Origin of the sequence: Rhodococcus sp. PBTS 1, from assembly GCF_001620025.1 — a bacterium.
GTDB classification, from domain to species: Bacteria; Actinomycetota; Actinomycetes; order Mycobacteriales; family Mycobacteriaceae; genus Rhodococcoides; species Rhodococcoides kroppenstedtii.
In genome coordinates, this window is sequence record NZ_CP015219.1 from 77,020 (window position 1) to 89,148 (window position 12,129).

Annotated in this window: 13 protein-coding genes; 5 read left to right on the plus strand and 8 right to left on the minus strand. The window is 69.8% G+C overall.

Annotated elements, in window-relative coordinates:
- Positions 1-39: 39 nt before the first annotated feature.
- The 6 genes from A3Q40_RS00320 to A3Q40_RS00345 form a co-directional block, all read right to left on the minus strand.
- Positions 40-519, minus strand: coding sequence for a DUF4383 domain-containing protein (locus A3Q40_RS00320; protein WP_068099312.1), 480 nt, complete (start codon positions 517-519; stop codon positions 40-42).
- A gap of 133 nt (positions 520-652) precedes the next feature.
- Positions 653-2,488: an acyl-CoA dehydrogenase gene (locus A3Q40_RS00325; RefSeq protein WP_068099313.1), complete on the minus strand. Its 1,836-nt coding sequence runs from the start codon at positions 2,486-2,488 to the stop codon at positions 653-655.
- 132 nt (positions 2,489-2,620) lie between these two features.
- Positions 2,621-3,223 carry a class I SAM-dependent methyltransferase gene (locus A3Q40_RS00330; protein WP_068099314.1) on the minus strand — a complete coding sequence of 201 codons (603 nt, stop codon included), beginning with the start codon at positions 3,221-3,223 and terminating at the stop codon, positions 2,621-2,623.
- A complete protein-coding gene (locus tag A3Q40_RS00335) occupies positions 3,223-4,308 on the minus strand; it encodes a CaiB/BaiF CoA transferase family protein (RefSeq protein WP_068099315.1) in 1,086 nt (361 codons plus the stop codon). The genes A3Q40_RS00330 and A3Q40_RS00335 overlap by 1 nt, the downstream gene beginning before the upstream one ends.
- Before the next feature lie 314 nt (positions 4,309-4,622).
- A complete protein-coding gene (locus A3Q40_RS00340) occupies positions 4,623-5,111 on the minus strand; it encodes a GNAT family N-acetyltransferase (protein WP_068099316.1) in 489 nt (162 codons plus the stop codon).
- Positions 5,108-5,680 (minus strand): DinB family protein, encoded by a 573-nt coding sequence (locus tag A3Q40_RS00345; RefSeq protein WP_068099317.1) that lies wholly within the window; start codon positions 5,678-5,680, stop codon positions 5,108-5,110. The genes A3Q40_RS00340 and A3Q40_RS00345 overlap by 4 nt, the downstream gene beginning before the upstream one ends.
- Positions 5,681-5,750: 70 nt before the next feature.
- Between A3Q40_RS00345 and purT the strand changes: the two genes are divergently transcribed.
- Positions 5,751-6,908, plus strand: a complete 1,158-nt coding sequence (purT, locus tag A3Q40_RS00350) for a formate-dependent phosphoribosylglycinamide formyltransferase (RefSeq protein WP_235606622.1) — start codon at positions 5,751-5,753, stop codon at positions 6,906-6,908.
- Positions 6,905-7,384, plus strand: a complete 480-nt coding sequence (locus A3Q40_RS00355; RefSeq protein WP_068099319.1) for a DUF456 domain-containing protein — start codon at positions 6,905-6,907, stop codon at positions 7,382-7,384. The genes purT and A3Q40_RS00355 overlap by 4 nt, the downstream gene beginning before the upstream one ends.
- Before the next feature lie 9 nt (positions 7,385-7,393).
- Here A3Q40_RS00355 and A3Q40_RS00360 read toward each other — a convergent pair whose 3' ends face one another.
- A complete protein-coding gene (locus A3Q40_RS00360) occupies positions 7,394-8,128 on the minus strand; it encodes an amidohydrolase family protein (protein WP_068099320.1) in 735 nt (244 codons plus the stop codon).
- 74 nt (positions 8,129-8,202) lie between these two features.
- On the opposite strand from A3Q40_RS00360, the gene A3Q40_RS00365 reads away from it, so the two are divergent.
- Complete coding sequence (locus A3Q40_RS00365) at positions 8,203-9,072, plus strand: SMP-30/gluconolactonase/LRE family protein (RefSeq protein ID WP_068099321.1); 870 nt, start codon at positions 8,203-8,205, stop codon at positions 9,070-9,072.
- Here the strand turns inward: A3Q40_RS00365 and A3Q40_RS00370 are convergent.
- A complete protein-coding gene (locus tag A3Q40_RS00370; RefSeq protein ID WP_068099322.1) occupies positions 9,069-10,448 on the minus strand; it encodes an FAD-dependent oxidoreductase in 1,380 nt (459 codons plus the stop codon). The two genes, A3Q40_RS00365 and A3Q40_RS00370, sit on opposite strands and share 4 nt — an antisense overlap.
- 247 nt (positions 10,449-10,695) lie before the next feature.
- On the opposite strand from A3Q40_RS00370, the gene A3Q40_RS00375 reads away from it, so the two are divergent.
- Positions 10,696-11,697 (plus strand): alkene reductase, encoded by a 1,002-nt coding sequence (locus A3Q40_RS00375; protein WP_235606623.1) that lies wholly within the window; start codon positions 10,696-10,698, stop codon positions 11,695-11,697.
- A gap of 13 nt (positions 11,698-11,710) precedes the next feature.
- Positions 11,711-12,115, plus strand: a complete 405-nt coding sequence (locus tag A3Q40_RS00380) for an Rv0361 family membrane protein (RefSeq protein ID WP_068099323.1) — start codon at positions 11,711-11,713, stop codon at positions 12,113-12,115.
- Positions 12,116-12,129 lie beyond the last annotated feature (14 nt).

Here is a 12,129-nt window from a genome sequence, read left to right on the forward strand (position 1 = left end):
AACCTGCGCGGGTGGCGGGAGCCTGAGCAGTTGGCCCGCCTACCTCCGCGGGGTGGCGGTGGTGGCGGTGCGGACCGCGCGCGGCAGGACGAAGCCCAACGCGATCATGCCGACCCCGAGGACCAGGTGCAGCCAGTTGTCGGCGCTGTTGACGGGCACGAAGTTCGCCGAACTGTCGTGGTCGATCACCAGGCCGTACACGAACAGCACGAGGTAGATCACCCCGCCACCGATCAGATACGTCCGTGCGCTCGCCGGAGTGCGGGACATGGCGATCCCCGCGACCCCGAAGAGCAGGTGCACGATGTTGTGCAGGATCGACACCGCGAATATGCCCAGCAGCATCGCGCCGGAGTGGTGCCCGGCGAAACTCAGGCTGTCGTAGTTCGTCGTGATGCCCGGCACGAAGCCGAGAATCCCGACCGCCAGAAACACGATGCCCACCAGAAGGGCACCCCATTGCACCGGTGACCGCCCGTAGCCCGGCCGCGCGGCCACGGGGCCATTGTTTGCTGCCATCGTCGTCCTCCTCGATCGCCGACCGGGCCTGTCCCGGCGGTCCGGGACGGGTTGCCGCACATCGGCTCCACAAACGCCTCGGCCGCACCATTTCGGAGAACGGTGCGGCCGAGGGGTGAGGAGAACGGGCGGATCAGAACGCGGCTTCGTCGAGCTCCATCACGTCGTTGTCGAGATCGCTCAGGATCTGACGGGTGCTGGTCAGACGCGGGAGGATGTTCTTGGCGAAGAACGACGCCACGGCGACCTTGCCCTCGTAGAAAGGCTTGTCCTTGGCGCTGGGTCCGTTGTCGAGCGCGGCGAGGGCGATCTCGGACTGGCGCAGCAGCAACCAGCCGATCATGAGGTCGCCGACGCTCAGCAGCAGACGCACGGAGCCGAGACCCACCTTGTACAGCTCGGTGGGCTGCTCCTGCGCACCCATGAGGTGCTGGGTGAGCGTGGCGACCATGCCCTGGACGTCCTCGAGCGCGGTGTTCAGCAGGGCGCGCTCGCTCTTGAGGCGACCGTTGCCGGCCTCGCTGTCGATCCACGACTTGATCTGCCCGGCAACGTGAGCGAGGGCGACGCCGCGGTCACGGGCGATCTTCCGGAAGAAGAAGTCCTGCGCCTGGATGGCGGTGGTGCCCTCGTACAGCGAGTCGATCTTGGCGTCGCGGATGTACTGCTCGATGGGGTAGTCCTGCAGGAAGCCGGACCCACCCAGGGTCTGCAGGCTCTGCGCGAGCTGCTCGTACGCGACCTCGGACCCGACACCCTTCACGATCGGCAGCAGCAGATCGTTCACGCGGTACGCGGTGTCCTTGTCCGCACCCGAAACGTGCTGCGCCGCAGCCTCGTCCTGGTGGGCGGCGGTGTAGAGGTACACCGCGCGCAGGCCCTCGGCGTAGGCCTTCTGGGTCATGAGCGAACGACGGACGTCGGGGTGGTGCGTGATGGTGACGCGCGGGGCCGTCTTGTCGGTCATCTGCGTCAGGTCGGCACCCTGGACACGCTGCTTGGCGTAGTCCAGCGCGGTGAGGTACCCGGTGGACAGGGTCGAGATGGCCTTGGTGCCCACCATCATTCGGGCGTGCTCGATGACGTCGAACATCTGCGCGATGCCGTTGTGAACGTCGCCGACGAGCCAGCCCTTGGCCGGGATGCCGTGGCCGCCGAGGGTGAGCTCGCACGTGGCGGAGACCTTCAGACCCATCTTGTGCTCGACGTTGGTGACGAAGACGCCGTTGCGCTCGCCCAGTTCACCGGTCTCGGAGTCGAAGTGGAACTTCGGCACGAAGAAGAGGGACAGGCCCTTGGTGCCGGGCTTGCCGCCCTCGGGGCGAGCGAGAACCAGGTGGAAGATGTTCTCGAAGAGGTCGTCCGAGTCGGCCGAGGTGATGAAGCGCTTCACGCCCTCGATGTGCCAGGTGCCGTCCTCCTGCTGGATGGCCTTGGTGCGGCCGGCGCCGACGTCGGATCCGGCGTCGGGCTCGGTGAGCACCATGGTGGCGCCCCAGTTGCGCTCGGAGGCGAGCTGGGCCCAACGCTTCTGCTCGTCGTTGCCGTTGTCGTAGAGAATCTGCGCGAAGCCGGGGCCGGCGGCGTACATGAACGCGGCGGGCTGCGAGCCGAGCAGCATCTCCGCGACGGCCCAGAACACCTGGCGGGGGGCGGGCAGGCCGCCGAGCTCCTCGTCGAGACCGAGGTGGTCCCAGCCGGCCTCCTGCAGCGCGCGGTAGGACTTCTTGAACGACTCCGGCAGCGTGACGGTGTGCGTCTCCGGGTCGAAGGTGGGCGGGTTGCGGTCCGCGTCGGCGAAGGACTCGCCCAGCGGGCCCTCGGCGAGGCGACGGACCTCGACCAGCATCTCCCGTACCGTGTCGACGTCCAGGTCGCCGAACTCCCCGGACGCGAGCGTCTTGTCGAGGGCGTAGAGCTCGAACAAGTTGAACTCGAGGTCTCGCAGATTGCTCTTGTAGTGGCCCATGTGACTGCGTCTCCGTACTAGGTGGTGCGGTCCGCCCTCGTCGGTACCGCCTTCGGTGAGCACCCGGCGCTTGCTACTCGCCAGTAACTTGACGCCATAGTACGCCGACGGTGGGGCCCTGCCAACAGGGGATTACTCGTCGGTAACCGACGCCACCAGAACGGTGTCGAGTGCGGTCGCGTCACCCACTCGGCGCGACGTCGTGTCGGCCCGGACGACGATCGCGGCGGCGGGCAGATCGGCGACGAGATCACTTGGTGTGTACAGGATCTCGACATCCGACGGCCCCGGCGCACCCGTCGTCGGATTGTCCGTGTGGTGACCGATCACGATGAGGATTCCCTCATGTTTCAGGGCTCCGATCGCCGCCTTCAGCACCGTCCGTCGGACGTCCGGCGGCAGGTGCAGATACGACGCGACGACGAGGTCGTACTCACGCGGCGGAACGAGCGTCGTGACGTCCGCGTGGACCCAGCGGATGCGCTCGCGAATGGACCGCGTCGCCGTCGCGGCCACCGACGCCGCCCCCGAGAGCGCAGCGCCACTGAAGTCGACCGCGTCGACCTGCCATCCCCGCGTCGCCAACCACAGCGCGTTGCGACCGTGACCGCAGGCGAGGTCCAGCGCCCGGCCGCGCGGACGCGAGGTGACGAACTCGACCAGCACGTCGTCGGGCGGCGACCCGGGCGACGGGGTGCGTCCGTCGTACTTCGCGTCCCACGCGGCGGCGTCCATCAGGTCCAGATCTCGTCCGGATCCGCCGCGGTACGGGCCGGGCCCTCCGGGCGCGTCGGCACGGTCCGGGAGAAGCGCGGCGCGGGAGCATGCTGGGTGATGCCGTCGACGTCGACGAGGTTCTCGCGCGCCGTCATCTGCGGATGCGACGACGCCTCCCCGAACGTGAGCACCGGCGTCACGCACGCGTCGGTCCCGTCGAAGGTGGCGGCCCACTCGTCGCGGGTGCGGGAGGCGAAGACGTCGGTGAAGGTCTTCCGCAGCTCGGGCCACCGATCGCGGTCCAGCTGGTGCGGTAGCGCGCCCGGGTCGAGGCCGAGACCCTGCAGGAGCGCGGCGTAGAACTGCGGCTCGAGCGCGCCCACCGCGACGTGCTTGCCGTCCGCGGTCTCGTACGTGTCGTAGAAGGGCGCACCGGTGTCGAGGAGGTTCGTGCCGCGCTCGTCGGACCACATGCCGATGCCGCGCCACCCCCAGATCATGTGCGACAGCGCGACCGTGCCGTCGACCATCGCGGCGTCGATCACCTGCCCGCGGCCCGACGACGCCCGCTCCACCAGCGCCGCCAGAATGCCGGTGACCAGGAACATCGAGCCGCCACCGAAGTCGCCCACCATGTTCAGCGGCGGCACCGGGCGCTCGCCCTCGCGGCCGATCGCGTGCAGCACGCCGGTCACGGAGATGTAGTTGATGTCGTGGCCGGCCGTCTGCGCCCACGGACCGTCCTGACCCCACCCCGTCATGCGGCCGTAGATCAGGCGGGGGTTGCGGCCCGTCGTGTCCTCCGGCCCGAGGCCCATGCGCTCCGTGACGCCGGGGCGGAACCCTTCGATGAGCACGTCGGCGCGGTCCACCAGTCGCTGCACGCGGTCCAGGTCGGCGGGATCCTTGAGGTTGGCCTCGACGACGCGGCGGTTCCGGATCAACGGATCACCGGTCGCGCCCTCGCCCGGCAGCGCACCCGCCCGCTGCACTCGCACCACGTCCGCGCCCAGATCGGCGAGGAGCGTCGCGGCATGCGGTCCCGGGCCGATGCCCGCGAGTTCGACGACCTTGATCCCGGCCAGAGGCCCACCTGAAGTCATGCGCCGACCCTAACCACGACGGGGCGCCCGAGCCGTGACCCGATCGTGCGGGTCGGGGGACCGGATGGTCGGTGCTGCGCGGGTTCCGGTCAGGCGCGCGGGTTGCAACCGGTGAAGGTGGCGGGAACCTGCGCGGGTGGGAAGTTGCTCCGGTTTCAGCAGCCTGCTCCGGTTACAACCGAAGCAGGTTGTCGAAAGGGGAGCAGGTTCGGGGAGTCGGCCCCGTCCCGTCGCACCTGCTCGGGTTCCGGTCAGGCGCGCGGGTTGCAACCGGTGAGGGTGGCGGGAACCTGCGCAACTGGAACCCACGATCGTCACCGGAACCGCATGCACGCCCGCGGCCACCGGTCCAACCCGCGCGCACGTTCCTCGTCACGGAGTGCGCGCAGGCCCGGTGTTTCCTCGTCCGGCGACAAGCAGCGGAACCCTCGCACCAGGTAGTACGGCCCGTTCCAGGGCACGTCGACGAAGGTCGTGAGCGTGACAGCAGAGTCGGCGCGCTCGAGCACGTGCGCGAGCAGCGCCGAACCGATCCCGCGGCGGGTCCGGTCGTGGCGCACGGAGAGTTGGTGCAGGTGAACGGCACCGTCCACCGGTCCGTCGAGGGAGTATCCGACCGGCCCGTTGTCGTCGACCGCGACCCAGCATCCGCCGGCATCCGCGAACGAGGCGAGCTCGTCGAGGGACGGCGGGTCGTCGTTCGCGACTTCGGACATGCCGATCTCGGCGAACAGCATCCCCGCGGACCGTTCGATGTCCTGCAGGACAGTGAGCTCCGACGGACGGGCAGGGCGGATGATCACCGATACCTCTCCGCCGCCCCGTCCACCCGCCCGCGGTAGTCGGCCCACCAGTCGAGGTCGCCGTCGGGGAGGTTCGAGTTGCCGGCGCTCATCCCGGCCGAGTCGTCGACGAGTTCCCGCACGATGTCGGCGTGGCCCGCGTGCCGATGGGTCTCGGCGATCAGGTGCACCAGGACGAAGGAGACGGTCACCGGCCCGCGCCCGGGCCACCACGGCACCGACCCCTCCGCGTCGGGACCGAGGAGCCGCACCGTCTCGTCGCCGTGGGCGGACACGCGGCGGTAGAGGTCGACCAGCTCCGCGCGGGACTGGTCGGGGGTGGCCCACATGTCCGCGTTCGCCTCCACGTCCGCACCGGCCCACGGAATCGGCTCCGGGAACGGCCGGTCGAACACGAGTCCCAGATACCCCGACTCCACGGCGGCGAGGTGTTTGACGAGGCCCAGGAGATTGGTGCCGGTGCGGGTGAGGGGCCGCCGGATGTCGTGTTCGGTGGCGCCGTCGAGCTTCCACAGCACCGCGTCGCGGCCGCGTTGGAGGTAGGTCAGCAGGTCGGTGGTGTCCGCCATGCCCGATAGCATGCCTGCTGTGACGACTCTCCGGCTCGGAACTCCGCTGTCCCCGTCCGCGACCAAGGTGATGCTGCTGGGCTCGGGTGAGCTGGGCAAGGAGGTGATCGTCGCGCTGCAGCGGCTCGGGGTCGAGGTGATCGCCGTCGACCGGTACGCCGACGCGCCCGGCCACCAGGTCGCGCACCGCGCGCACACGGTGAACATGAGCGATCCCGACGCGCTGCTGGCCGTGATCGACGCCGAGCAGCCGCATCTGATCGTCCCCGAGATCGAGGCCATCGCCACGGACGCGTTGGCCGTCGTCGAGCAGCGCGGCGTCACCACGGTGGTGCCGACGGCGCGCGCGACGCAGTTGACGATGAACCGGGAGGGCATCCGTCGTCTCGCGGCGGAGGAGCTCGGACTGCCGACGTCCCCCTACGGCTTCGCCGACAGCGTCGACGAGGTGCGAGAGGTGTTGTCGCGCACCGGATTTCCGGCCGTGATCAAGCCGGTGATGTCGTCGTCGGGCAAGGGACAGTCGGTCGTCCGAGGTGACGACGACGTCCAGGCGGCCTGGGACTACGCACAGGCCGGCGGTCGGGTGGCGCTCGGCCGGGTGATCGTCGAGGGGTTCGTCGACTTCGACTACGAGATCACGCAACTCACGGTGCGCGCCTCCGACGAGTCCGGCGAGATCGAGACGTACTTCTGCGAGCCGATCGGGCACCTGCAGGAGTCCGGGGACTACGTCGAGTCGTGGCAGCCGCAGCCGATGTCGCCGGTCGCGCTGGAGGCGTCGCGCGAGGTGGCCCGCACCATCACGACGGCGCTCGGTGGGCGCGGGGTGTTCGGCGTCGAGCTGTTCGTGCAGGGTGACGACGTCTACTTCTCCGAGGTCAGCCCGCGGCCGCACGACACCGGCCTGGTCACGCTGGGGACGCAGCGGCTCTCGGAGTTCGAGCTGCACGCCCGCGCGATCCTCGGCCTGCCCGTGGACACTTCGCTGCGTTCGCCCGGCGCGTCGGCCGTGATCTACGGCGGTCTCGACGAGGTCGGCATCGCGTTCGAGGGTGTCGACGACGCCCTGCGGGTCCCCGAATCCGACGTGCGGTTGTTCGGCAAGCCGGAGAGCTTCGCGCGACGACGGATGGGCGTCGCCTACGCGACGGCCGCGGACGTCGAGACCGCACGGGATCGTGCCCGCACCGCGGCGAGTCGGGTCAGGCCGGTCTCGGCGACGTGAGCGCGGGCGGCGAACTGCTCGTCGGGCTGGCGATCGTCGTCGGCCTGATCGGCATCGTCGTGCCCGTCCTGCCGGGCGTCCTGCTGATTCTCGCCGCGATCGGCGTGTGGGCGTTCGTCACCGCGACGACGACGGCGTGGACGGTGTTCGGCGTGGCCGCGGCGCTGCTGGTGATCTCCGGCGTCGTGAAGTACCTGTGGCCCGGCCGACGCCTGCGGGACGCCGGCGTGCCGACGCGCTCGATCGTCGTCGGCGGTGTGGTCGGCATCGTCGGGTTCTTCGTCGTCCCGGTGGTGGGGTTGTTCCTCGGCTTCCCGCTGGGGGTGTTCCTGGCGGAGCTGCCGCGCAGTCGCACCGCGGGGTCGGCCTGGCGGTCGACGGTCCACGCCACGAAGGCGGTGGGTTTGTCGATCCTCGTCGAACTGTTCGGGGCGCTCCTCGCCGCCGGGACCTGGCTGCTCGCCGTCCTGGTCTGACGCGCGTCGCTACCGCTGCCGGTACCAGGCCCGCGCGTTGCCCACCAGCACCGCCTGTAGATCCCCGCCGACGGCCTCGGCGATGACGTCGAGGTCCGCCGGCTCGAATCGCCGCCGCGCTCGGGTGCCCGGCAGGTCGGAGCCGAACATGAGCGCCTCGGGGCTCACCGCGTGGATGCGGCGCATCGCCGACAGTGGATCGTGGTCGATGCGCCCGAACGCCGATGCCTTGACGCGCGCCCCTCGGTCGACCAGTTGCAGCAGGTAGGGCATGGCGTCCTCGGACATCCCGAGGTGGTCGATGCTCACCGCGGGCAGTTTCGACATCACCGGTTCGAGGGTGCGGAGCAGGCCCGCGTCGACGTAGAACTCGGCGTGCCATCCCGCGACGGAGTGCGCCCGGACGGCCTGGCGGGTCATCGTGGACAGGTCCGACACCCCGCGCCGCAGGTGGAAGCGCAGGGCGCGGACGCCGGCGCGGTCGAGAGCGGCGATGTCGTCGTCGGTGGCGTCGTCGGCGAGATGGACCACCCCCACCCAGCCCGGCCCCAGCTCGTCCAGCGCGGCCTCGAGGAACGTCGTGTCCTTCGACTGGAACGTGCCGGAGACGACAGCGCCACCGGTCACCCCGAGCCCGTCGACGTCCGCGAGGTAGTCCGCCACCGTGTACGACCCCGGCTGGTAGGTCTCGTTGTTCACCAGCGGAAATCGAGGATCTCTGATGTGGACGTGGCTGTCGAACACGTCTGTCAGGATGCCTCACAGAAGCTTACGACGTACGACCCACCGTGGGTGATCGACGAGATTCGAGGAGATTCATGAAGGCCGAACCGAAAGTCGTGCTGGAGGGCTACACCTACTTCGAGTGCCCGCGCTGGCACGACGGCCGGATCTGGGTGTCCGACTTCTACACGGGCCAGGTGCTGTCCGCGACCGAGGACGGAGACGACGTCCGGGTGGAGGCGGAGGTAGCGGAGCAGCCGTCGGGGCTCGGCTGGCTGCCCGACGGCCGACTCCTCGTGGTGTCTATGCGCGACCGGAAGGTTCTGCGCCGCGAGCACGACGGCAGCCTCACCGTGCACGCGGATCTGTCGGCGCACGCCACCGGCCACGCCAACGACATGCACGTCGACGCCGACGGTCGCGCGTACGTCGGCAACTTCGGCTTCGACCTCATGAACATGGCCCCGATCGAGACGGCGTCGCTCCTGCGCGTCGAACCCGACGGCTCGGTTCACGAGGACGCGACGGACCTGCACTTTCCCAACGGGATGGCGGTGACCACCGACGGTGACCTGCTGGTCGACGAGACCCTCGGCAACCGGATCTCCGCGTTCCGCATCGGTGCCGACGGCGCACTCGGCCCGCGTCGGGACTGGGCGGTGCTGGGCCCGATGCCGGAGTCGACCGACATGGCGACGGGAATCGGCGAGGTGGTGGTGGCACCCGACGGGTGCGCGCTGGGACCGGACGGCACGCTGTGGGCGGCCGACGCGCTGAACCAGCGGATCGTGCAGATCCGCGAGGGCGAGGGTGTCGTCGACGAGTTGACCTTCGACACCGGCGTGTTCGCCTGCGGTTTCGGTGGATCCGATGGGCGCACACTGTTCGCGTGCGCCGCACCGGATTTCAACGAGCACGCTCGCAAGGAGGAGCGTGAGGGACGCCTGCTGGCGGTCCGGATCTAGATCTTGTCGGGCTCGCTGGCGCGGAGCATGTCCTCGCGCTCGACGACCTTGACCCGCTCGCGCCCCTGGGGCTCACCCAGGCTGCGCTCGTGGGCGTCGAGCCGGTACCAGCCGTCCCACGTGGTGAACGGGATGTTCTTCGACTCGAGGAACGCCGTCACCGCGTCCTCGGCGGGCTCCTCCGCGCCGGCGAACGACGGCGCGTCGGCCAGAAGGTTGGCGACGGTCTCGTTGGCGTCGCCCTTGGTGTGGCCGATGAGACCCACCGGGCCGCGCTTGATCCAGCCGGTGACGTAGGTGGAGGGGAACGGCGTGCCGTCGTTGTTGAGCACGCGGCCGGCCTCGTTCGGAATGGTGCCCGCGAGCTCGTCGAACGGCAGGTCGGCGATGTTCTGCGACAGGTAGCCGACGGCGCGGTACACGGCCTGGACGTCCCAGTCCGTGTACTTGCCGGTGCCCTTGACGTTGCCGGTGCCGTCGAGCTCGGTGCGCTCGGTCCGCAGGCCGACCACCTTGCCGTCCTCTCCGAGCACCTCGTGCGGGGACTCGAAGAAGTGCAGGAACAGCTTGTGCGGACGGTCGCCCTGGTCCCGGATGGCCCAGTCCTGGAGGGTGTTGGCCACCATGTCGACCTGCTTGGACTCGCGGCGGGCCTTCTCCGAGCCCTCGTCGTAGTCGATGTCCTCCGGCGCGACGATGACCTCGATGTTGGGCGAGTGGTCGAGCTCGCGCAGCTCGAGCGGAGTGAACTTGGCCTGCGCGGGACCGCGGCGGCCGAACACGTGCACCTCGACGGCCTTGTTGGCCTTGAGACCCTCGTACACGTTGGCCGGGATCTCCGTGGGGAGCAGCTCGTCGCCGGTCTTCGCCAGCACGCGCGCGACGTCGAGAGCGACGTTGCCGACGCCGAGCACGGCGACCTTCTCGGCCTCGAGCGGCCAGGTGCGCGGGACGTCGGGATGACCGTCGTACCAGGAGACGAAGTCCGCGGCGCCGTAGCTGCCGTCGAGGTCGATGCCCGGGATCTTCAGGTCACGGTCGGCGTTGGCACCGGTGGAGAAGATGACCGCGTCGTAGAAACGGCGCAGGGTCGGCAGGTCGATGTCCGTGCCGTAGTCGATGTTGCCGAGCAGGCGCACCTGCGGCTTGTCGAGCACCTTGTGCAGCGCGGTGATGATGCCCTTGATGCGCGGGTGGTCCGGCGCGACGCCGTAACGGATCAGCCCGAAGGGGGCGGGCATGCGCTCGTAGAGGTCGATGCTCACGCCGGGACCGGACACGTTGTGGTCCGACTTCATCAGGGCATCGGCGGCGTAGATTCCGGCCGGGCCGGCGCCCACGATGGCCACACGAAGCGGGCGGGTCTGGTCAGTCATCAGCGTGGATCTACCTCACGGTCGAACGGGGCGGACAGCCAAGCATAAATGAACAGGTGGGGGCCTTGGTCCGCCAGGTCAGCGGCAGGGAGCAGGCATCGAACAGTCGCGGCGCCGTTGTGGCGACGAATAGTGATGGTCCGACTAAACCCCCGGAAAGGCCCCACCCGTGACCGAACTCGGCCCCGATTCTCCGATTCTCCAGCCGCTCGACGCGGGGGCGATCGCCACCCGCAACCGTGTGTGGATGGCCCCGCTCACCCGCAACCGCAGCGAGCCCGACGGCACCCCGAACGATCTCAACGTCGAGTACTACCGGCAGCGCGCCGGCGCCGGGCTGATCGTGTCGGAGGGCACCCAGCCGTCCGCCGTCGGCAAGGGCTACCTGAACACCCCCGGCATCCACACCGACGAGCAGCAGGCGGGCTGGGCGCGCATCGCCGACGCCGTCCACGGCGGTGGCGGTCGAATCGTGGTGCAGCTCATGCACGCCGGACGTGTGTCGCACCCGGACAACACCGGAGAGGAGTCGGTGGCCCCGTCGGCGATCGCGCCCGGCATCGACATGGTCACCGCATCCGGGGAGCAACCGATCCCGACGCCGCGCGCGCTGGAGACAGCCGAACTGCCGGGCATCGTGACCGAGTTCGTCGACGCGTCCCGGCGCGCGATCGCGGCCGGTCTGGACGGCGTCGAGATCCACGCCGCCAACGGCTACCTGCTGCATCAGTTCCTCGCCGACGGTGCCAACACCCGCACCGACACCTACGGCGGCAGCCCCGAGAACCGCGCACGTCTGGTCGTCGAGGTGACCCGAGCCGTCGCCGAGGCGATCGGCGCCGGGCACGTGGGCATTCGCATCTCGCCCGGATCCACGGCCAGCGGCATCGCCGAGGACGACACCACCGGTGCCTACGAGGCGCTGCTCGACGGGATCGGCGGCCTCGGCCTGGCCTACCTGCACGTGCTGATCGCACCGGACGACCCGTTCGTCGGCAAGATCCGGTCGGCGTGGTCGGGCGCGCTGGTGCTCAACACCGGTTTCGAGAAGCCCACCACGCGAGACGACGCGGTCTCTCTGGTGACCGACGGCGTGGCGGACGCGGTGACCGTCGGGCGCCCGTTCATCGCCAATCCGGATCTGGTGACGCGCTGGACGCACGACACCGAGCTGAACACGCCCGACGAGAGCACCTTCTACGGCGGCGGCGCCGAGGGCTACACCGACTACCCGACGCTGGAGGGGTGAGAAGATCTCGGGCATGAGCACACCCGAGCCCGAACCCGCCGGCCGCACCACCGCAGCCCCGTTCCTCGCGGCGGCTGCGGTGGTGGCCGTGGTCGCGATCGTCGTCGCGGTGCTCTCGCTGACCCGCTCGCCCGAGGACAACGTGAGCGAGAACCAGCGGGTGGGCACGGTGGTCGCGGAGTACGTCGAGGCCGCCGGGCAGAACGACGGAGACCGGTTGGCGTCCCTGCAGTGCGCGGGCATCACGAACGCCCCGCTCCGCGACGCCGAGTCCGTGGACCTGGACACCATCGACGAGGTGCGGGTGAACGGCGACGCCGCCGAGGTGGACGTCACCGTCACCCTCGACGGGAGCGAGCAGACCCTGACCTGGAACGCCGTGCGTCAGGACGGGGCCTGGAAGATCTGCAGCAGCTGACGCGAGGATGCTCC

Excerpts from the sequence above, each read along its gene's own strand:
- A3Q40_RS00320 (WP_068099312.1), bottom strand. The coding sequence starts at position 519 with ATGGCAGCAAACAATGGCCCCGTGGCCGCGCGGCCGGGCTACGGGCGG.
- A3Q40_RS00325 (WP_068099313.1), bottom strand. The coding sequence starts at position 2,488 with ATGGGCCACTACAAGAGCAATCTGCGAGACCTCGAGTTCAACTTGTTC.
- A3Q40_RS00330 (WP_068099314.1), bottom strand. The coding sequence starts at position 3,223 with ATGGACGCCGCCGCGTGGGACGCGAAGTACGACGGACGCACCCCGTCG.
- A3Q40_RS00335 (WP_068099315.1), bottom strand. The coding sequence starts at position 4,308 with ATGACTTCAGGTGGGCCTCTGGCCGGGATCAAGGTCGTCGAACTCGCG.
- A3Q40_RS00345 (WP_068099317.1), bottom strand. The coding sequence starts at position 5,680 with ATGGCGGACACCACCGACCTGCTGACCTACCTCCAACGCGGCCGCGAC.
- purT (WP_235606622.1), top strand. The coding sequence starts at position 5,751 with ATGCTGCTGGGCTCGGGTGAGCTGGGCAAGGAGGTGATCGTCGCGCTG.
- A3Q40_RS00365 (WP_068099321.1), top strand. The coding sequence starts at position 8,203 with ATGAAGGCCGAACCGAAAGTCGTGCTGGAGGGCTACACCTACTTCGAG.
- A3Q40_RS00370 (WP_068099322.1), bottom strand. The coding sequence starts at position 10,448 with ATGACTGACCAGACCCGCCCGCTTCGTGTGGCCATCGTGGGCGCCGGC.
- A3Q40_RS00375 (WP_235606623.1), top strand. The coding sequence starts at position 10,696 with ATGGCCCCGCTCACCCGCAACCGCAGCGAGCCCGACGGCACCCCGAAC.
- A3Q40_RS00380 (WP_068099323.1), top strand. The coding sequence starts at position 11,711 with ATGAGCACACCCGAGCCCGAACCCGCCGGCCGCACCACCGCAGCCCCG.